The organism is Streptomyces stelliscabiei, from assembly GCF_014873495.1.
Lineage (GTDB): Bacteria > Actinomycetota > Actinomycetes > Streptomycetales > Streptomycetaceae > Streptomyces > Streptomyces bottropensis.
Genome location: NZ_JADBGF010000001.1, coordinates 2,739,462 through 2,759,049 on the forward strand (window position 1 = coordinate 2,739,462; position 19,588 = coordinate 2,759,049).

Annotated in this window: 16 protein-coding genes and 1 tRNA gene; 12 read left to right on the top strand and 5 right to left on the bottom strand. The window is 69.5% G+C overall.

The genetic code is table 11. The annotated features are described in order from the left end of the window. The first annotated feature begins 396 nt into the window (after window positions 1-396). The 9 genes from H4687_RS12030 to H4687_RS12070 all read left to right on the top strand — a co-directional run bounded on the left by H4687_RS12030 (window position 397) and on the right by H4687_RS12070 (window position 10,360). Window positions 397-2,676 carry an FdhF/YdeP family oxidoreductase gene (locus H4687_RS12030; protein WP_046919159.1) on the top strand — a complete coding sequence of 760 codons (2,280 nt, stop codon included), beginning with the start codon at window positions 397-399 and terminating at the stop codon, window positions 2,674-2,676. A 62-nt stretch (window positions 2,677-2,738) separates the two neighbouring features. Then, complete coding sequence (locus tag H4687_RS12035; RefSeq protein ID WP_046919160.1) at window positions 2,739-3,227, top strand: PaaI family thioesterase; 489 nt, start codon at window positions 2,739-2,741, stop codon at window positions 3,225-3,227. A gap of 81 nt (window positions 3,228-3,308) precedes the next feature. Next, entirely contained in the window at window positions 3,309-3,713 is a 405-nt protein-coding gene (locus tag H4687_RS12040; protein ID WP_179860148.1) for a hypothetical protein, read from the top strand. Further along, window positions 3,710-4,339 carry a hypothetical protein gene (locus H4687_RS12045; RefSeq protein ID WP_050399150.1) on the top strand — a complete coding sequence of 210 codons (630 nt, stop codon included), beginning with the start codon at window positions 3,710-3,712 and terminating at the stop codon, window positions 4,337-4,339. Before H4687_RS12040 ends, H4687_RS12045 begins: the two co-directional genes overlap by 4 nt. Window positions 4,340-4,619: 280 nt before the next feature. After that, window positions 4,620-5,849 carry a branched-chain amino acid ABC transporter substrate-binding protein gene (locus H4687_RS12050; RefSeq protein WP_046917441.1) on the top strand — a complete coding sequence of 410 codons (1,230 nt, stop codon included), beginning with the start codon at window positions 4,620-4,622 and terminating at the stop codon, window positions 5,847-5,849. A 113-nt stretch (window positions 5,850-5,962) separates the two neighbouring features. After that, complete coding sequence (locus H4687_RS12055; RefSeq protein WP_046917442.1) at window positions 5,963-6,895, top strand: branched-chain amino acid ABC transporter permease; 933 nt, start codon at window positions 5,963-5,965, stop codon at window positions 6,893-6,895. Window positions 6,896-6,900: 5 nt separating this feature from the next. Further along, a complete protein-coding gene (locus H4687_RS12060) occupies window positions 6,901-8,730 on the top strand; it encodes a branched-chain amino acid ABC transporter permease (protein WP_046917443.1) in 1,830 nt (609 codons plus the stop codon). Between the two features lie 5 nt (window positions 8,731-8,735). After that, window positions 8,736-9,647, top strand: coding sequence for an ABC transporter ATP-binding protein (locus H4687_RS12065; RefSeq protein ID WP_046917444.1), 912 nt, complete (start codon window positions 8,736-8,738; stop codon window positions 9,645-9,647). Beyond that, entirely contained in the window at window positions 9,644-10,360 is a 717-nt protein-coding gene (locus H4687_RS12070; RefSeq protein WP_046917445.1) for an ABC transporter ATP-binding protein, read from the top strand. The genes H4687_RS12065 and H4687_RS12070 overlap by 4 nt, the downstream gene beginning before the upstream one ends. An 86-nt stretch (window positions 10,361-10,446) precedes the next feature. Here the strand turns inward: H4687_RS12070 and H4687_RS12075 are convergent, their stop codons facing one another. Further along, entirely contained in the window at window positions 10,447-11,100 is a 654-nt protein-coding gene (locus H4687_RS12075) for an ANTAR domain-containing response regulator (RefSeq protein WP_013004434.1), read from the bottom strand. Between the two features lie 91 nt (window positions 11,101-11,191). Between H4687_RS12075 and H4687_RS12080 the strand changes: the two genes are divergently transcribed. Continuing rightward, window positions 11,192-11,277 (top strand) — tRNA-Leu (locus tag H4687_RS12080). An 81-nt stretch (window positions 11,278-11,358) separates the two neighbouring features. Continuing rightward, complete coding sequence (locus H4687_RS12085) at window positions 11,359-12,147, top strand: hypothetical protein (RefSeq protein ID WP_046917446.1); 789 nt, start codon at window positions 11,359-11,361, stop codon at window positions 12,145-12,147. A 7-nt stretch (window positions 12,148-12,154) separates the two neighbouring features. Here the strand turns inward: H4687_RS12085 and pyk are convergent, their stop codons facing one another. Then, complete coding sequence (gene pyk / locus H4687_RS12090; protein ID WP_046917447.1) at window positions 12,155-13,591, bottom strand: pyruvate kinase; 1,437 nt, start codon at window positions 13,589-13,591, stop codon at window positions 12,155-12,157. A 145-nt stretch (window positions 13,592-13,736) separates the two neighbouring features. Beyond that, complete coding sequence (locus tag H4687_RS12095; protein WP_050399045.1) at window positions 13,737-14,456, bottom strand: SIMPL domain-containing protein; 720 nt, start codon at window positions 14,454-14,456, stop codon at window positions 13,737-13,739. A gap of 188 nt (window positions 14,457-14,644) precedes the next feature. Here H4687_RS12095 and H4687_RS12100 point away from each other — a divergent pair, with 188 nt between their 5' ends. Further along, on the top strand, window positions 14,645-16,456 hold the full coding sequence (locus tag H4687_RS12100) for a 5'-nucleotidase C-terminal domain-containing protein (protein WP_046918674.1): 1,812 nt from the start codon (window positions 14,645-14,647) through the stop codon (window positions 16,454-16,456). Window positions 16,457-16,571: 115 nt separating this feature from the next. Here the strand turns inward: H4687_RS12100 and H4687_RS12105 are convergent, their stop codons facing one another. Together H4687_RS12105 and H4687_RS12110 are read right to left on the bottom strand one after the other, a co-directional pair. Continuing rightward, a complete protein-coding gene (locus H4687_RS12105) occupies window positions 16,572-18,008 on the bottom strand; it encodes a lysine N(6)-hydroxylase/L-ornithine N(5)-oxygenase family protein (protein WP_050399047.1) in 1,437 nt (478 codons plus the stop codon). Continuing rightward, window positions 18,005-19,441, bottom strand: coding sequence for a pyridoxal phosphate-dependent decarboxylase family protein (locus H4687_RS12110; RefSeq protein WP_050399049.1), 1,437 nt, complete (start codon window positions 19,439-19,441; stop codon window positions 18,005-18,007). The genes H4687_RS12105 and H4687_RS12110 overlap by 4 nt, the downstream gene beginning before the upstream one ends. Window positions 19,442-19,588: the final 147 nt, after the last annotated feature.

Consider the following 19,588-nt stretch of genomic DNA (forward strand, 5'->3'; position numbering starts at 1 on the left):
GAAGCCGGAGCGAAGCCGGAGCGGAGTCGGAGCGAAGCCGGAGCGGAGTCGGAGCGAAGCCGGAGCGAAGCCGGGAGGAGTCGGGTCCTGCTCGCCACCACCGGGACGGCGCGGGACGGTCCCACGCGCCGCACCCTCGCAGTCGTACGGGGTGACGCGCCGGGTCTGTCCTCATCGGCGCCGACGCCGACGGCAGCGTGGCCCCACGTGCCCCGAAGCCGGGGAGCCAGCCCACTCCTGTTCGCCACCGGAGGGGCAGGGACCGGAGAAGGCAGCCGTCAGCCGCGCCCCCGCCACCGGCCACCCCACCACCCCTTTCACCGGCGCTGACACGTGCGAGGATCGAAGGCGTAGCCTCACGCCCGAACAGCACGCGTATGCGAATGGGGAGCAGCCATGGCCGGCAAGGCGCCGAAGAGTGATCCGGTTCAGGACGCGCCGCAGGTCGCGGAGCCCAAGCATGCCGCGGCGGGCCTGCCGGCGATCGGGCACACGTTGCGGATCGCGCAACGGCAGATGGGTGTGAAGCGGACCGCGCTGACGCTGCTGCGGGTCAACCAGAAGGACGGCTTCGACTGCCCCGGCTGCGCCTGGCCGGAGCCGGAGCACCGGCACGCCGCGGAGTTCTGCGAGAACGGCGCCAAGGCGGTCGCCGAGGAGGCGACGCTGCGCCGGGTCACCCCCGAGTTCTTCGCCGCCCACGGCGTGGCCGACCTCGCCACGCGCAGTGGCTACTGGCTCGGCCAGCAGGGGCGGCTCACCCACCCCATGTACCTGCCCGAGGGCGGCGACCGGTACGAGCCGGTGCCCTGGGAGCGCGCCTTCGACATCGTCGCCGAGGAACTGAAGGCACTCGCCTCTCCCGACGAGGCCCTCTTCTACACCTCGGGCCGCACGAGCAACGAGGCCGCGTTCCTGTACCAGCTCTTCGCCCGCGAGTTCGGCACGAACAACCTGCCGGACTGCTCCAACATGTGCCACGAGTCGTCGGGCTCCGCGCTGTCCGAGACCATCGGCATCGGCAAGGGCAGCGTCCTGCTGGAGGACCTCTACAAGGCCGACCTGATCGTCGTCGCCGGGCAGAACCCGGGGACGAACCACCCCCGGATGCTCTCCGCGCTGGAGAAGGCCAAGGCCAACGGCGCGAAGATCATCACCGTCAACCCGCTGCCCGAGGCCGGCCTGGAGCGGTTCAAGAACCCGCAGACCCCCCAGGGCATGCTCAAGGGCGCCGCCCTCACCGACCTGTTCCTGCAGATCCGCATCGGCGGGGACCAGGCCCTGTTCCGCCTCCTCAACAAACTGATCCTGGAGACCGAGGGCGCGGTCGACGAGGAGTTCGTCGCCGGGCACACCCACGGCTTCGAGGAGTTCGCCGAGGCCGCCCGCGCCGCCGACTGGGACGAGACGCTCACCGCGACCGGCCTCACGCGCGAGAAGATCGACGAGGCGCTGGGCATGGTCCTCGCCTCGAAGCGGACCATCGTCTGCTGGGCCATGGGCCTCACCCAGCACAAGCACTCGGTGCCTACCATCCGCGAGGTGGTCAACTTCCTTCTGCTGCGCGGCAACATCGGCCGCCCCGGCGCGGGCGTCTGCCCGGTGCGCGGCCACTCCAACGTGCAGGGCGACCGCACGATGGGCATCTTCGAACGGCCCGCCCCGGCCTTCCTGGACGCCCTGGAGAGGGAGTTCGGCTTCGCCCCGCCCCGGGAGCACGGCTACGACGTCGTACGGGCCATCAGGGCCATGCGCGACGACAAGGCGAAGGTCTTCTTCGCCATGGGCGGCAACTTCGTGTCGGCCTCCCCCGACACCGAGGTCACCGAGGCGGCCATGCGCCGCGCCCGGCTCACCGTGCACGTGTCGACGAAGCTGAACCGCTCGCACGCGGTCACGGGCGCGCGGGCCCTGATCCTGCCCACCCTCGGCCGCACCGAGCGCGACCTCCAGGGCGGCGGCGAGCAGTTCGTGACCGTGGAGGACTCCATGGGCATGGTGCACGCCTCACGCGGCCGCCTGGAGCCCGCGAGCGGGCAGCTGCTGTCCGAGACGGCCATCGTGTGCCGGCTGGCCCGCCGGGTCCTCGGCGAGGACAGCCGTACGCCGTGGGAGGAGTTCGAGAAGGACTACGCGACGATCCGCGACCGTATCGCGCGCGTGGTGCCCGGTTTCGAGGACTTCAACGCGCGCGTGGCCGACCCCGCCGGCTTCGCCCTCCCGCACGCCCCGCGCGACGAGCGGCGCTTCCCCACCGCCACCGGCAAGGCCAACTTCACGGCCGCGCCCGTCGAGTACCCGCGGCTGCCCGAGGGCCGCCTCCTGCTGCAGACACTGCGCTCGCACGACCAGTACAACACCACCATCTACGGCCTGGACGACCGCTACCGGGGGATCAGGAACGGTCGCCGGGTCGTCCTGGTCAACCCCGAGGACGCGCGCGCGCTGAAGCTCGCGGACGGCTCGTACGTGGACCTGGTGAGCGAGTGGCGGGACGGCGTGGAGCGCCGGGCCGACGGCTTCCGGGTGGTGCACTATCCGACGGCCCGCGGCTGCGCGGCCGCCTACTACCCGGAGACCAACGTCCTGGTACCGCTGGACGCCACCGCCGACACCAGCAACACCCCGGCCAGCAAGTCCGTCGTGATCCGTCTGGAACAATCGTCGACCGACTGAGCGTTTGCTCAGGCGCCGGCACCCGACCGCCGGCACTTTCGATCGAGGACGGACGGAGCCCCATGGGCGAGCAGCACCACGCGAAGTTCCCGCAAGAGGTCATCGACGAGTACGCGGCCCTCGGCATCGACCTGGTGGCGATGTTCTCCGCGGGACATCTGGGCACGCGGATGGGCGTGCGGATCGTGGAGGCCTCCGCGGACCGGGTCGTCGGCACGATGCCCGTGGAGGGCAACACCCAGCCGTACGGCCTGCTGCACGGAGGCGCGTCCGCCGTGCTGGCGGAGACGCTCGGGTCGGTCGGCTCCATGCTGCACGCCGGCAGCTCCAAGATCGCCGTGGGCGTCGACCTGAACTGCACCCACCACCGGGGCGTGCGGTCCGGGCTGGTGACCGGCGTCGCCACCCCGCTGCACCGGGGGCGCTCGACGGCCACGTACGAGATCGTCGTCAGCGACGAGGACGGCAAGCGGGTCTGCACGGCCCGCCTGACCTGCCTGCTGCGCGACGCCCCGGCGGCCCCGGGCGAGCGGACGGGGACGTCCGGCTGATGCGTGCGGGCGGGGGCCGGGCCGGGACGGGGGCGTTATCGCCTCTGGTCCCGCACGGCGCACAGGCCCTAGCGTCGGGGCATGGCAACGGCAAGAGCATCCTGGCCGCGCGTGGCGCTCGGGCTCGCGGTGCTGACCGGCGTCCTGGCCACCGGGTGCGCGGCGCCGGACACGACGGGCGGACCGGCGTCCGCGCGGAGCGGCGGCTCGCCGTCCCCGTCGACCACCCCGCGCGAGGAGCTGTGCGCGAAGATCGTGTCGTACTGGTCGCGGCAGGTGCTCGACAGCGGCACCTACGGGGACTACCAGTCCATGGGGCTCTCGAACGGGCAGTACGAGATCCTGCGGGCGGTCGTGGACGCGGCACGGGCCGAGCGGCGGCGCACGGGCCCGAGGGCCGCCGACCGGCTGATCGGCCGACGGGCCCGGACGGACTGCGAGACGTGGTACCGCTCGGGCGGGCCGGGCGGGGGACCCTGGCGGTGAGCGGGATCGGTCCCGTGGAGCCGGGCGAGGGCACCTGGGACGGCTCCGAGGCGGACGTCGCGCCCGATCCTCCCCGCGGACGGTACGCGCAGGCGTACGCCCGTCATCGCCGTGCCGTGCTCACGGTGGCGACGGCCCTCACCCTGCTCACGGGCAGCGGCTACCTGTACGCCACCCGCCCCGAGCCCGCCCCGCCGCCCGAGCCCACGGCCCCGCCCTACCCCTCCCAGGCGGTCGGCGTCAGCTATCTGGGCCGGGTCACCCCGCCCGCCGGATCCCCGCGCACGAGCTTCGGCTTCGAGGTGGAACTGCGCGTGCTGTCGGGCCCCCCGGTCACCGTCGAGCGGATGACCCAGCCCTACGCGGGTCTCTCCCTGCGAACGGATCCGCGCCCTCCGGTACGGATCGGGACGGACCGGCCCCGAAGGATCGTCGTCACCATGCGCGTCACCGAATGCCGGAAAGCGCCCGAGAACCCGGGGCTCCCTTTCCTGGACGTAACTCTACGTAATACGCGCGCAATAGAAGCGCACAGTTTCATGCTGGGCGAGCGCTACGCGCGGGACCTCTCCGACGCCCTCCAAGTCGCCTGTAGCAACGATTCCGCGTCAGCACCAAAAACTTGAACACTCCTGAACCTACCCGCGTCGACCCTGCACGTTCTCACTATGCGGACAGGGCGAATCGGCCTGAATTCCGCGCATCCACCCACTGAGTACCGCTCTGCATTACCTCGTGTCATAACAAGAGCGTCACAGCCTTGGTCAGACTCTCCTACACATTCCCTACACCCGCTTAGAGTCACGCCCAGTCACCGCGCCACCGGAATCGAAGTCACGTCTTCGGCCCAGCGCTCGACTCGGCCCCTTTCAAACAGGAAGGGCCGTGCCAGGGAAAGGACTGATCGTGCGTCAACGTTCGCTCATAGCCATCACCGCCGCGCTGGCGGCGGGAGCACTCACTCTCACCGCCTGTGGTTCGCGCGACGAGGACAAGGGCGGCTCGGACACCGGCAGTGGCACCACTGTCGTCATCGGCGTCGACGCCCCGCTGACCGGTGACCTGTCCGCGCTGGGCCTCGGCATCAAGAACTCCGTGGACCTCGCCGCCAAGACGGCCAACAAGGACAAGTACGTCGAGGGCGTCACCTTCAAGATCGAGGCGCTCGACGACCAGGCGCAGCCCTCCTCGGGCCAGCAGAACGCCACCAAGCTCGTCGCCGACAAGAACGTCCTCGGTGTCGTCGGCCCGCTGAACTCGTCCGTCGCCGAGTCCATGCAGAAGGTCTTCGACGACGCCAAGCTCGTCGAGGTCTCCCCGGCCAACACCAACCCGGCGCTGACCCAGGGCCCGGACTGGCAGAAGAGCAAGGTCCGCCCGTACAAGTCGTACTTCCGCACCGCGACCACGGACGCCATCCAGGGCCCGTTCGCCGCGCAGTACGTCTTCAACGACGCGAAGAAGAAGAAGGTCTTCGTCATCGACGACAAGAAGACCTACGGCGCCGGCCTGGCCGCCACCTTCTCCGCGGAGTTCAAGAAGCTCGGCGGCAAGGTCGTCGGCACCGAGCACATCGACCCCGAGACCAAGGACTTCTCCGCGGTCGCCACCAAGGTCAAGTCCTCCGGCGCCGACGTCGTCTACTACGGCGGCGAGTACCCCCAGGCCGGCCCGCTCAGCAAGCAGATCAAGGCCGCGGGCGCCAAGGTCCCCGTCGTCGGCGGTGACGGCATCTACAGCGCCGACTTCATCAAGCTGGCCGGCGCCAGCGGCACCGGCGACCTCGCCACCTCCGTCGGCGCCCCCGTCGAGGAACTCGCCTCCGCCAAGGAGTTCGTCGCCAACTACAAGACCGCCGGATACAAGGAGGCCTACGAGGCCTACGGCGGCTACTCCTACGACTCGGCCTGGGCCATCATCGAGGCCGTCAAGAAGGTCGTCGAGGACAACAACGGCAAGCTCCCGAGCGACGCCCGCGCCAAGGTCACCGAGGCCGTGCAGAACGTCTCCTTCGACGGTGTGACCGGCAAGGTCTCCTTCGACGAGTACGGCGACGCCACCAACAAGCAGCTCACCGTCTACGCCGTCGAGGGCGGCGAGTGGAAGGCCGTCAAGTCCGGCACCTACTCCGGCTGACCCTCACCCACACCCATCCCTGAGCCGCGCGGGGCGCCGCACCACTGGCGCCCCGCGCGGACTCGCATCCGGTCAACATCCCTCGATATATCCGAAGTCTCGGAGGACATGCGGTGAACGAACTGCCGCAGCAGCTGGTCAACGGCCTGCTACTGGGATCCATGTACGGGCTGGTCGCCATCGGCTACACGATGGTCTATGGCATCGTCCAGCTCATCAACTTCGCCCACGGTGAGATCTTCATGGTGGGCGGATTCGGCGCCCTCACCATGTACCTGTACGTGCTGCCCGACGGCACGTCCATGTGGGTGGCGCTGCCCCTCATGCTCATAGGCGGCGTACTCGTCGCCGTACTCGTCGCGGTCGGCGCCGAACGATTCGCCTACCGCCCCCTGCGCACAGCACCACGCCTCGCGCCCCTCATCACCGCCATCGGCCTCTCCCTCGCCCTCCAGCAGGCGGTATGGGCCTGGTACCCCAACGCCCGGTCCGCGATCACCTTCCCCCAGATCGAGGGCGGCCCCTTCCAGATCGGCAGCGTCACCATCCAGACCGGTGACATCTTCCTGCTGCTCGCCGCCCCCATCAGCATGGCGATCCTCGCCTACTTCGTGATGAAGACCCGCACCGGCCGCGGCATGCAGGCCACCGCGCAGGACCCCGACACCGCCAAGCTCATGGGCATCAACACCGACCGCATCATCGTGGTCGCCTTCGCCCTCGGCGCCGCCTTCGCCGCCGTCGGCTCCGTCGCCTACGGCCTCAAGTACGGCGAGGTCCAGTTCCGCATGGGCTTCATCCTCGGCCTCAAGGCGTTCACCGCAGCCGTCCTCGGCGGCATCGGCAACATCTACGGCGCCATGCTCGGCGGCCTGGTCCTCGGCGTCGCCGAAGCCCTCTCCACCGCCTACATCTCCGACATCCCCGGCATGGAGCAGTTCGGCAGCCAGTCCTGGGCCAACGTCTGGGCGTTCGTACTCCTCATCCTCGTCCTCCTCGTCAGGCCACAGGGCCTGCTCGGCGAGCGCGTGTCGGACAGGGCGTGACACCGATGACCACACAGACCACCGCACCCCTGACCACCGGCGACACCACCGCCGCCGGCACCCCGACCCGCCTCGTGGGCATCCCCCCGCACCTCGGCCGCGCCCTCGCCACCGGCGGCGGAGCCCTCGCCATCGTCTCCACCTTCATGGCCTGGACGTGGACCTCCGCCTTCCCCGGCGACCTCACCGTCTACGGCTACCCCGGCGGCCTCCAGGTCCTCGTCCTCATCGGCGGCGCCCTCACCACCCTCCTCGGCCTGTCCTCCTACGGCCTCAAGGGCCTGCGCTGGCTGACCCCCGCAGGCGCCGACAGCGCCCTCAAGCTGGCCGCACTCGGCACCTTCGCCACCGCCTGGTACACGATCATCGCGATCAGCGCCAAGCTCGGCGGCGTCGTCAACCTGGAACCCGGCGGCTGGATCGCGGGCATCGCGACCCTCCTGGCCCTCCTCGGCGCCCTCTCCCTGCCCTACGCACGACCGGAGACCGAGCCCGGCGACCCCGACGACACCGGCTGGGACCAGTTCCGCCACAAGGCCCGCCAACAGCGGACCGTCGTCAAGGGGGCCTTCGCCTCCGGCACCGCCACCCCCGCGCGCCAGCTGCCCGCGTACGCCGAAATCCTGATCATCGTCGCCGCACTCGCCCTCGGCCTCACCGTCTTCACCTACGGCATCGGCACCGAGTACGACGAACTGTTCATCGGCTTCCTCATCACCGCCGGCTTCGGCTTCGGCGCAGCCGCCAAGGCCGGCCTCGTGGGCCGGATCTCGGCGCTCACCGCCAAGCACCGCAACGTGACGATGATCGGCGCGTTCGTCGCGGCCGCCGCCTTCCCCTTCACCCAGTCCGACGACCAGTACGCGACGATCGGCGTCTACATCCTGATCTTCGCCACCGTCGCCCTCGGCCTCAACATCGTCGTCGGCCTCGCCGGCCTCCTCGACCTCGGATACGTCGCCTTCCTCGGCGTCGGCGCCTACACCGCGGCCATGGTCTCCGGCTCCCCCTCCTCCCCCTTCGACATCCACCTGCCGTTCTGGGCCTCCGCCATCCTCGGCGCCGCCGTCGCCATGATCTTCGGCGTCATCATCGGCGCCCCCACCCTGCGCCTGCGCGGCGACTACCTCGCCATCGTGACGCTCGGCTTCGGTGAGATCTTCCGGATCACCGTCCTCAACATGGACGGCACCTCCGGCCCCGACATCACCAACGGCTCCAACGGCATCTCCTCGATCCCGAACCTCAACATCCTCGGGTTCGACTTCGGCCAGGAACACACCTTCCTCGGCTTCACCATCGCCCGCTTCGCCAACTACTTCCTGCTGATGCTCCTCATCACGCTGGTCGTCGTCGTCGTCTTCCGGCGCAGCAGCGACTCCCGCATCGGCCGCGCCTGGATCGCCATCCGCGAGGACGAGACCGCCGCCCTCGCCATGGGCATCAACGGCTTCCGCGTCAAGCTCATCGCCTTCGCCCTCGGCGCCGCCCTCGCCGGCCTCGCCGGCACGGTCCAGGCCCACGTCACCTACACCGTGACACCCGAGCAGTACCAGTTCGCCGCCGTCGTCCCGCCCAACTCGGCCTTCCTCCTCGCCGCGGTCGTCCTCGGCGGCATGGGCACCATCAGCGGCCCCCTCGTCGGCGCCGCACTGCTCTACCTCATCCCGTCCAAGCTCCAGTTCCTGGACGACTACCAGCTCTTCGCCTTCGGACTCGCGCTCGTCCTCCTGATGCGCTTCCGCCCGGAGGGCCTCATCCCCAACCGGCGCCGCCAGCTCGAATTCCACGAAGAGGCCGAAGCGCCCGCAGTGCTCAGCAAGGCAGGGGCCTGACCACCATGACTACCGACACCACCACCAAGGACACCGCCCCCGGCTCCAGCGCCGCCGGCGAGACCGTCCTCGACGCCCGCGGCGTCACCATGCGCTTCGGCGGCCTCACCGCCGTACGCAACGTCAACCTGACCGTCAACAGCGGCGAGATCGTCGGACTGATCGGCCCCAACGGCGCTGGCAAGACGACCTTCTTCAACTGCCTCACCGGCCTCTACATCCCCACCGAGGGCGAAGTCCGCTACAAGGGCCAGGTCCTGCCGCCCAAGTCCTTCAAGGTCACCGCGGCCGGCATCGCCCGCACCTTCCAGAACATCCGCCTGTTCGCCAACATGACGGTCCTGGAGAACGTCCTCGTAGGACGCCACACCCGCACCAAGGAAGGCCTCTGGTCCGCCCTCCTGCGCGGCCCCGGCTTCCACAAGGCCGAGAAGGCCTCCCGCGAACGCGCCATGGAACTCCTGGAGTTCGTCGGCCTCGACGCCAAGGCCGAACACCTCGCCCGCAACCTCCCCTACGGCGAACAGCGCAAGCTCGAAATCGCGCGCGCCCTCGCCAGCGAGCCCGGCCTGCTCCTCCTCGACGAACCCACCGCGGGCATGAACCCCCAGGAGACGCGAACCACCGAAGAACTGGTGTTCGCCATCCGCGACAAGGGCATCGCCGTCCTCGTCATCGAGCACGACATGCGGTTCATCTTCAACCTCTGCGACCGCGTCGCCGTCCTCGTCCAGGGCGAGAAACTCGTCGAAGGCGACAGCGCCACCGTCCAGGGCGACGAACGCGTCGTCGCCGCCTACCTCGGCGAACCCTTCGAGGACGCACCCGGCCAGGACGAGGTCGCCGAGGTCGAAGCCGCCGAAGCGAACGCCGAGCCCACCACGGACACCGTGCCCGGCAAGGAGAACGACCGATGACCGCACTGCTCGAAGTAGAGGACCTCCGGGTCGCCTACGGCAAGATCGAAGCCGTCAAGGGCATCTCCTTCAAGGTCAACGCCGGCGAGGTCGTCACCCTCATCGGCACCAACGGCGCCGGCAAGACCACCACCCTGCGCACCCTCTCGGGCCTCCTCAAGCCCGTCGGCGGCCAGATCAAGTTCAACGGCAAATCGCTCAAGAAGGTCCCCGCGCACGACATCGTCGCGCTCGGACTCGCCCACTCCCCCGAGGGGCGGCACATCTTCCCGCGCATGACCATCGAGGACAACCTCCGCCTCGGCGCCTTCCTGCGCAGCGACAAGCCCGGCATCGAGAAGGACATCCAGCGCGCCTACGACCTCTTCCCCATCCTGGGAGAGCGCCGCAAGCAGGCCGCCGGAACCCTCTCCGGCGGCGAGCAGCAGATGCTGGCCATGGGCCGCGCGCTCATGTCCCAGCCCAAGCTGCTCATGCTCGACGAGCCCTCCATGGGCCTCTCGCCGATCATGATGCAGAAGATCATGGCGACCATCGCCGAACTGAAGTCCCAGGGCACCACGATCCTGCTCGTCGAACAGAACGCGCAGGCCGCGCTCTCCCTCGCCGACGAGGGCCACGTCATGGAGATCGGCAAGGTCGTCCTCTCCGGCACGGGCTCCGACCTGCTGCACGACGAGTCGGTCCGCAAGGCCTACCTCGGCGAGGACTGACCCCGCCCCGGTACGACGACGAGGCCCGCACCCCCTGCGCGTTCCGGGGGGTGCGGGCCTCGTCGTAGACATACGTACCGGGTCGGTCAGCCCTTCGCGGCCTTCTTCTCGTCCGCGTCCTGGATCACGGCCTCCGCCACCTGCTGCATCGACATCCGCCGGTCCATCGACGTCTTCTGGATCCACCGGAACGCCGCCGGTTCCGTCAGCCCGTACTCCGTCTGCAGAATCGACTTCGCCCGGTCCACCAGCTTGCGGGTCTCCAGGCGGAGCGTGAGGTCGGCGACCTCGTTCTCCAGCTCCTTCAGCTCCGTGAACCGCGACACCGCCATCTCGATCGCCGGCACCACATCACTCTTGCTGAACGGCTTCACCAGATACGCCATCGCGCCCGCGTCCCGGGCACGCTCGACGAGGTCGCGCTGCGAGAACGCGGTCAGCATCAGCACGGGCGCGATACGCTCCTCGGCGATCTTCTCCGCCGCCGAGATCCCGTCCATCTTCGGCATCTTCACATCGAGGATCACGAGGTCGGGCCGGTGCTCCCGGGCCAGCTCGATGGCCTGCTCCCCGTCACCGGCCTCCCCCACGACGGAGTAGCCCTCCTCTTCGAGCATCTCCTTGAGATCGAGACGGATCAGGGCCTCGTCCTCGGCGATGACGACACGGGTCGTCAGCGGAGGCACGTGCGACTTGTCATCGTCGTCGGCAACGGGCTGGGGCGACTCGGGGGCGGTCACGGGGGCTCCTTGTTCGGGCAGGGGTACTGCTGACATGAGGGTACCTAGCTGCGATGCAGCACGGTGACCCGGTAGACTCTCCGAAGCGCCGGCCGGGTTGGTGGAACGGTATACACGGAGGTCTCAAACACCTCTGCCCGTGAGGGCTTGCGGGTTCGAGTCCCGCACCCGGTACCAGCCGAAAAGCGGATGTCCACGTTCTCGTGAACATCCGCTTTTTGCTGCACACGGTCGCGACTGGTGACACAGAGTTGCCGCATGAACTTCCATGGCACTGAGGTGCGACAGAAGGCCCTCACGCTGCTGCGTGGCGGCGCCAAGAACGCGGACGTGGCCCGCAGGCTCGATGTTCCACTGGGGACAGTCGGCTACTGGAAGCATGTGGACCGGGCTAAGCGAGGCGAATGCCCCGGACGTCACAGCCCACCCTGCCCGCGCTGCGGCACACGAGAACTCGACGAATCGGCCTACAGCTACCTGCTAGGGCTCTACCTCGGTGACGGTCACATCAGCCACTACTCCGAGCATCGCGTGCCCAACCTCATGATCACTTGCGCCGACTCGTGGCCCGGACTTCTCGACGACTGCGAGCGGGCCATGCGTGCCGTGTTTCCCGGCAACTCAGTGTGCCGCGTTCGCAAGACCGGCTGCCGCAACGTGAAAGTCTACTCGAAGCACCTGTACTGCCTGTTTCCCCAGCACGGCCCCGGAAAGAAGCACGACCGCCTCATCTCCCTCGAACCCTGGCAGCAAGCCATCGTCGACGCCCACCCATGGGACTTCATCCGCGGCCTCATCCACTCCGACGGATGCCGCATCACCCACTGGACGACCCGCCTCGTCGCCGGTGAGCGCAAGCGCTACGAGTATCCCCGGTACTTCTTCACCAACAAGTCCGACGACATCCGGAAGCTCTTCACGGACACCCTCGACAAGGTCGGCGTCGGGTGGACGACTCTCGCTCGCGGCAGCGACCCGTTCAACGTCTCCATCGCCCGCAAAGCCTCCGTCGCCCTCATGGACACCCACGTGGGCCCCAAGTACTGACCCGCCCCTACCTCGAACCGCCGCCCTCCCCGATGCGATGCACCCGCACCATGTTCGTCGTGCCCGCCACCCCGGGCGGTGAGCCCGCCGTGATCACGACCACGTCTCCCTTCCTGCAGCGGCCGTACCTGAGCAGCAGTTCGTCCACCTGGTCGACCATCGCGTCCGTGGAGTCGACGCGTGGCCCCAGGAACGTCTCCACGCCCCACGTGAGGCTCAGCTGCGAGCGCGTCGCCGGGTCCGGGGTGAAGGCCAGGAGCGGGATCGGGGAGCGGTAGCGGGAGAGGCGGCGGGCGGTGTCGCCGGACTGGCTGAAGGCGACGAGGAACCTGGCGTCGAGGAAGTCGCCGAGTTCGGCGGCGGCGCGGGCCATGGCGCCGCCCTGGGTGCGGGGTTTGTTGTGCTCGGTCAGGGGCGGTAGGCCCTTCGCCGGCAGTTCCGACTCGGCCGCCACGACGATGCGGCTCATCGTGCGGACCGTCTCCGTCGCGTACTTGCCGACGCTGGTCTCGCCGGAGAGCATCACCGCGTCGGTGCCGTCGAGGACGGCGTTGGCGACGTCGCTGACCTCGGCGCGGGTGGGCCGGGAGTGGCGGATCATCGAGTCGAGCATCTGGGTGGCGACGATGACGGGCTTGGCGTTGCGCTGTGCCAGTTTGATCACGCGTTTCTGGATCAGGGGGACCTGTTCCAGGGGCATTTCGACGCCGAGGTCGCCGCGCGCGACCATGATGCCGTCGAAGGCCGCCACGATCTCCTCGATGGCGGCCACCGCCTGTGGTTTCTCGATCTTGGCGATGACGGGGAGGCGGCGGCCCTCCTCGTCCATGATCTGGTGGACGCGTTCGATGTCCCGGCCGGAGCGTACGAACGACAGGGCGATGATGTCGAAGCCGGTGCGCAGGGCCCAGCGGAGGTCTTCCTCGTCCTTGTCCGACAGGGCGGGGACGGAGACGGCGACGCCGGGCAGGTTGAGGCCCTTGTGGTCGGAGACGATTCCGCCTTCGACGACCCGGGTGTGGACGCGGGGGCCGTCGACCGCGGTGACTTCGAGGGTGACTTTGCCGTCGTCGACGAGGATGTGTTCGCCGGGGGTGACGTCGGTGGCGAGGCCGGCGTGGGTGGTGCCGCAGCCTTCGCTGTTTCCGGTCGTGCCGTCCTCGACGCTGATGGTGAAGGTGTCGCCGCGTTCGAGGAGTACGGGGCCTTCGGTGAAGCGGCCGAGGCGGATCTTCGGGCCTTGAAGGTCGGCGAGGGTGCCGACGCTGCGGCCGGTCTCGTCGGCGGCCTTGCGGACGTGCTGGTAGCGCTCGTCGTGTTCGGCGTGGTCGCCGTGGCTGAGGTTGAAGCGGGCGATGTCCATGCCGGCCTGGACCAGTGCCTTGATCTGGTCGTACGAGTCGGTGGCGGGCCCGAGGGTGCAGACGATCTTTGCTCGGCGCATGGTGCGAGCCTAGGGCTTACCGGCCGGTAGTGATGTGGTGGGGGGCGACTACTCAACGGCCTGTGGATGAAGGGTATTTGACAAGTAGTCACCAGAACCTGAAGGGGCCCCGGCCGGGTGGGGCCGGGGTGTCCCGGGCGTCAGGTCACAGGCGCGGGGGCAGCATGGTGAAGCGTGCGTTGACCTGTGCGTAGACGTGTTGTCGTTGGGGTTCGAGGTCGAGGGGCGGAGCGTCGGTGTCGTCGGCGCTCTTGGCGCGGGCGGAGCGCATGAGGCCGCCGGGGGCCGCGGGGCGGAGGGGCTGGGGGGCTTCGGCGCCGATGTCGGCGAGTTCGACGAGGGCGGCGAGGGTGGTGCCGAGGGCTTCGGCGTATTCGCGGGCGCGTTGGACGGCTTCCTTGACGGCCTGCTGTCTGGCCTGCCTGTGGGCGGGTGAGGCGGGGCGCAGGGACCACCAGGGGCCGTCGACGCGGGTGAGGTCGAGGTCGGCGAGGCGGGTGGTGAGTTCGCCGAGGGCGGTGAAGTCGGTGAGGTCGGCGGTGATGTGGACGCGGCCGTGGTAGGCCTGGATGCGTTCGCCGCGGCCTTTCTCCTTGAGTTCGGGGGTGAGGGAGAAGGCGCCGGTCTCCAGTCGTTCGACGGCTTGGCCGTAGGTCTTGAGGAGGTCGAGGACGGTGGTGTTGCGGCGGGTGAGGTCGTCGAGGGCGGCGCGCCGGTCCTTGCCGCGGGCGAGGACGGTGACGGTGATGCGGGCTATCTCGGGGTCGACTTCGAGGCGGGCTTCGCCGCGGACGGCGATGCGGGGTGCGTCGGGGGTGCCGTAGGGGACGGCTGCGGGTGCGGCTTCCTCTGCACTGGTGGTCATACGCCCCACTCTGTCACCGATGGCCTGGTGGCAGGGGTGTGCAGGTCACCAGATCGCAACCTGTGGGGTCTGTTGCGTGGGGGGTGGTACGGGTCAGAATCTACGCGCGTCGTCACCTTTGGGTTGTGTTTCGTCGTCCATGGTCTACGCGCGTCGAGATCCGCCCGTTCCTCCGAGGAGTACCCGAGATGCCCTTGAACCGCCGGAAGTTTCTGAAGAAGTCGGCCGTGACCGGTGCGGGCGTGGCCATCGCCGGTTCGGCCATGGCTCCGAGCGCGCAGGCGGCGGAGGCGAAGGCCACCGGCCGGAAGAAGGACACGGACCGGTACAGCTTCACCGTGATGGGGACGACCGACCTGCACGGCAACGTCTTCAACTGGGACTACTTCACGGACAAGGAGTTCGACGACAAGGCGCACAACGACGTCGGTCTGGCGAAGATCTCCACGCTGGTGAACCGGATCCGTGGGGAGAAGGGCCGTCGGAACACGCTGCTCATCGACGCGGGTGACACGATCCAGGGCACGCAGCTGTCGTACTACTACGCGAAGGTGGACCCGATCACCGCCAAGGGCGGTCCGGTGCATCCGATGGCGCAGGCGATGAACGCGATGGACTACGACGCGGCGGCGCTGGGCAACCACGAGTTCAACTACGGCATCCCGGTGCTGCGGAAGTTCCAGAAGCAGTGTCGTTTCCCGCTGCTGGGTGCGAACGCGCTGGACGCCAAGACCCTGCTGCCGGCGTTCCCGCCGTACAGCATGCACCGGATGCGTACGCCGCACGGGCCGGATGTGAAGGTGGCGGTGCTGGGGCTGACGAACCCGGGTATCGCGATCTGGGACAAGGCCAACGTGCAGGGGAAGATGACGTTCCCGGGGCTGGAGGAGCAGGCGGCGAAGTGGGTGCCGAAGCTGCGGTCGATGGGTGCGGACGTCGTCATCGTGTCGGCGCACAGCGGGTCGTCGGGGACGTCCTCGTACGGTGATCAGCTGCCGTACATCGAGAACGCGGCCGGGCTGGTGGCCGAGCAGGTGCCGGGGATCGACGCGATCCTGGTGGGGCACGCGCACACGGAGATCCCGGAGTACTTCGTCACCAACAAGGAGACCGGCAAGCAGGTCGTGCTGTCGGAGCCGTTGAAGTGGGGGCAGCGGCTGACGCTGTTCGACTTCGAGATGGTGTGGAGCAAGGGCTCCTGGAAGCTGGAGAAGGTCGGCGCGCAGGTGCTCAACTCCAACACGGTGGAGGAGGACCCGAAGATCGTGTCGATGCTCGTGGACGAGCACAAGAAGGTCGTGGCGTACGTCAACCAGATCATCGGGACGAACGCGGCGGAGATGACGTCGGTGGAGGCGCCGTACAAGGATGTGGCGATCATCGATCTGATCAACCACATCCAGGCGGACACGGTGAAGCAGGCGCTCGCCTCGACCGAGTACGCGTCGCTGCCGGTGCTGTCGCAGGCGGCGGCGTTCTCGCGGAGTGCGGTGATTCCGGCGGGGAACGTCACGATCCGGGATGTGGCGGGTCTGTACGTCTTCGAGAACACGCTGGAGGCGCGTCTGATGACGGGTGCGCAGATGAAGGCGTATCTGGAGTTCTCGGCGAACTACTTCGTGCAGACGGCGGCGGACGCGGTGATCGATCCGGCGAAGCTGACGAACGCGAACGGGACGCCGGACTACAACTACGACGCGGTGAGCGGTCTGTCGTACGAGATCGACATCGCGAAGCCGGCGGGGTCACGTGTGTCGAACGTGCGGTTCGAGGGTGCGGCGCTGGCGGACGACCGGCAGTTCGTGTTCGCGGTGAACAACTACCGGGCCAACGGCGGCGGGAACTTCCCGCATGTCGCCGCGGCGAAGATGGTGTGGTCGAACTCGGACGAGATCCGTAACACGATGATCGCGTGGGTGAAGGCGAAGGGGTCGATCGACCCGGCGGCGTTCGCGTCGGTGGACTGGAAGCTGACGCGGAACGGTACGCCGGTCTTCTAGTACGGGAAGTACGGGACGGTGGGTGTCGCCGTCGTCGAGGTCGTCGCGGGTGCGGATGCGGGGTGGGTGCTCCGGGTCCGGGACGGCTGCGGCGGCGGCGATGCCTCGTTGTCGGCTAGCGCACGTCGACGAGCGGTGTGAGTGGGGTGTGGGTGGTCGCCTGCCGGGCGGCCGGGATCCGGGGCCCGGGTTCGAGGCCGAAGGTGGTGAAGGCGGTGCGGCTCGGCAGGGGGTAGGGCTCCTTGCCGGTGAGGGTGTTGAGGATGGTGGCGCTGCGCCAGGCGGCGAGGCCGAGGTCGGGGGCGCCGACGCCGTGGGTGTGCAGTTCGGCGTTCTGGACGTAGACGTGGCGGTCGGCGGCGGTGACGGACGGGTCGAGGACCATCCGGAAGTTCTCGTCGACGCGGGAGCGTTCGCGGCTGTCGCGCCGCATGTAGGGGTCGAGGCCGGCGAGGACGCGGTCGAGGGGGCGTTCGCGGTAGCCGGTGGCGAGGACGACGGCGTCGGTGGTGAGGCGGGAGCGGGTGCCCTGTTCGCCGTGTTCGAGGTGGAGTTCGACCTTGGTGGTGGCGAGTCGGCCGGCTGTGCGGACGTGGACGCCGGGGGTGAGGACGGCGTCGGGCCAGCCGCCGTCGAGGGTGCGGCGGTACAGCTCGTCGTGGATGGCGGCGATGGTGTCGGCACCGATGCCCTTGTGGAGCTGCCACTGGGCGGCGACGAGCCGGTCCCGGGTGGGTTCGGTGAGGGCGTGGAAGTAGCGGGTGTAGTCGGGTGTGAAGTGTTCCAGGCCCAGTTTGGAGTACTCCATGGGGGCGAACGCCTCGGTGCGGCCGAGCCAGTGGAGCCGTTCCCGGCCGGGGGGCCGGTGGCGCAGGAGGTCGAGGAAGACCTCTGCTCCGGACTGTCCCGCGCCGATGACGGTGATGTGTCCGGCGGTGAGGAGGCGGTCGCGTTCGTCGAGGTAGTCGGCGGCGTGGATGACGGGCACGCCGGCCGCTTCGACGAGTGGTTTGAGGGGTTCGGGGACGTGGGGTTCGGTGCCGACGCCGAGGACGATGTTGCGGGCGTAGGTGCGGCCGAGTGCCGCGGTCTGTCCGTCGGCGTCCAGTCGGGTGTGGTCGACCTCGAACAGGTCGCGTTCGGGGTTCCAGCGCACCGAGTCGACCTGGTGTCCGAACCGTAGTCCGGGCAGGTTCTCGGCGACCCAGCGGCAGTAGGCGTCGTACTCGGCGCGTGGGATGTGGAAGCGCTCGGCGAAGTAGAACGGGAAGAGCCGTTCGCGGGTTCTGAGGTAGTTCAGGAACGACCAGGGGCTCTGGGGGTCGGCGAGGGTGACCAGGTCGGCCAGGAAGGGGACCTGGACCGTGGCGCCTTCGATGAGCAGTCCGGGGTGCCAGTCGAAGCCGGGGCGCTGTTCGTAGAAGACGGTGTCGAGTTCGGTGAGGGGGTGGGCGAGGGCGGCGAGGGAGAGGTTGGCGGGGCCGATGCCGATGCCGACGAGGTCGCGGGGGGCTTCGGGGTCGGGCTGGTCGTGGCGTGGGGGCGTGCTCATGCGGGGGTGTGTCCTTCGGGGAGGTCTGCGCGAGTCGCGGGTGTCGCTGGTGCTGTGGGTGCCGTGGGTGCCGTGGCTTCGGTGGCCGTGGCGGCTTCCACGAGCTTCAGCAGGGTGGTGAGGTCGACCGGCCGGGTGTGGGGGTTGAGCAGGGTGACCTTGAGCCAGAGGCGGCCGTCGAGTGCGGCGCGGCCTATGACGGCCCGGCCGTCGTGGAGGAGTCGGCGGCGTACGGCGGCCACGGCGTCGTCGCCGGCGCCGGTGGGCCGGAAGAGGACCGTGCTGATGGTGGGCCGGTCGTGGAGTTCGAAGGCGGGGTGGGCCTCGACGGTGGCGGCGAAGTCCTGGGCGAGTGCGCAGACCTGGTCGACGAGCCGGCCGATGCCGTGGCGGCCCAGGGTCTTGAGAGTGACGGCGATCTTGAGGATGTCGGGGCGTCGGGTGGTGCGCAGGGACCGGCCGAGGAGGTCGGGCAGGCCGGCCTCGGTGTCGTCGTCGGCGTTGAGGTAGTCGGCCCGGTGGCCGAGGACGGCGAGGTCGGGTGCGTCGCGTACGGCGAGGAGTCCGGCGGCGACGGGCTGCCAGCCGAGTTTGTGCAGGTCGAGGGTGACGGTGTGGGCGCGGGTGAGGCCGTCGAGGAGGGGCCGGTGCCGGTCGCTGAAAAGGAGGCCGCCGCCGTAGGCCGCGTCGACGTGGAGCCGGGCGCCGTGGGCGGCGCAGAGGTCGGCGATCTCGGGGAGCGGGTCGATGAGTCCGGCGTCGGTGGTGCCTGCGGTGGCGGCGACGAGGAGGGGGCCCGGGAGGTGGGTGAGGGCGTCGTCCAGGGTGGTGGGGTCCAGGGTGCCGGCCGGGGTGGGCAGGACGACGGGCTCGGGGAGGCCGAGGAGCCAGGCGGCGCGGGGCAGGGAGTGGTGGGCGCCCGCCGCGGTGACGAGCCGTACTCCCGGGTGGGCCTCGCGGGCCAGCAGGACGGCGAGGTGGTTGGACTCGGTGCCGCCGGTGGTGACCAGGGCGTCGGCGGCGCCGATCTCCTGGGCGAGTGCCCGGGTGACCAGCGCTTCGAGCGCGGAGGCGGCCGGGGCCTGGTCCCAGGAGTCGAGGGACGGGTTCAGCACAGTGGCGGCGAGGTCCGCGGCGGCGGCCACGGCCAGGGGTGGTGTGTGGAGGTGGGCCGCGCACAGGGGGTCGGCGGGGTCGGCGGTGCCTGCCGCGAGGGCCCGGACCAGCCGGTGGAGTGCGTCCGGCTCGCCCGCGGCGGGCAGCGCCTCGCCGAGGGCCTGCCGCATCCGCGCGGCGACCGCTTCCGGGCCGCCGGCGGGGAGGGGGCCGCCGCGCGCCTGGGTCCCTTCCCGCAGCGCGTCGAGCACGGTGTCGAGCAACGGCCGGAGCGCGTCGGGACCTTGGGGTCCCGAGGCGAGGGGCGCAGCGGTCATGGATTCCTCCGAGCACGGGGAATCCCATCTTGTACGCCGATCGGGTGCCGGGACCGAAAAGGCCGTTCATTACAGCCGAAAGAGGGTATGCGAGGACACCCTTCACGGCAGCGCGCCCTGAAGGGGCGCGGGGAACTGCGCGACCAG

Bases quoted from the DNA above. Each gene is read 5' to 3' on its own strand.
- H4687_RS12030 (WP_046919159.1), top strand. From the start codon at position 397: ATGGCCGGCAAGGCGCCGAAGAGTGATCCGGTTCAGGACGCGCCGCAG.
- H4687_RS12035 (WP_046919160.1), top strand. From the start codon at position 2,739: ATGGGCGAGCAGCACCACGCGAAGTTCCCGCAAGAGGTCATCGACGAG.
- H4687_RS12040 (WP_179860148.1), top strand. From the start codon at position 3,309: ATGGCAACGGCAAGAGCATCCTGGCCGCGCGTGGCGCTCGGGCTCGCG.
- H4687_RS12060 (WP_046917443.1), top strand. From the start codon at position 6,901: ATGACCACACAGACCACCGCACCCCTGACCACCGGCGACACCACCGCC.
- H4687_RS12065 (WP_046917444.1), top strand. From the start codon at position 8,736: ATGACTACCGACACCACCACCAAGGACACCGCCCCCGGCTCCAGCGCC.
- H4687_RS12070 (WP_046917445.1), top strand. From the start codon at position 9,644: ATGACCGCACTGCTCGAAGTAGAGGACCTCCGGGTCGCCTACGGCAAG.
- H4687_RS12085 (WP_046917446.1), top strand. From the start codon at position 11,359: ATGAACTTCCATGGCACTGAGGTGCGACAGAAGGCCCTCACGCTGCTG.
- pyk (WP_046917447.1), bottom strand. From the start codon at position 13,591: ATGCGCCGAGCAAAGATCGTCTGCACCCTCGGGCCCGCCACCGACTCG.
- H4687_RS12095 (WP_050399045.1), bottom strand. From the start codon at position 14,456: ATGACCACCAGTGCAGAGGAAGCCGCACCCGCAGCCGTCCCCTACGGC.
- H4687_RS12100 (WP_046918674.1), top strand. From the start codon at position 14,645: ATGCCCTTGAACCGCCGGAAGTTTCTGAAGAAGTCGGCCGTGACCGGT.
- H4687_RS12105 (WP_050399047.1), bottom strand. From the start codon at position 18,008: ATGAGCACGCCCCCACGCCACGACCAGCCCGACCCCGAAGCCCCCCGC.
- H4687_RS12110 (WP_050399049.1), bottom strand. From the start codon at position 19,441: ATGACCGCTGCGCCCCTCGCCTCGGGACCCCAAGGTCCCGACGCGCTC.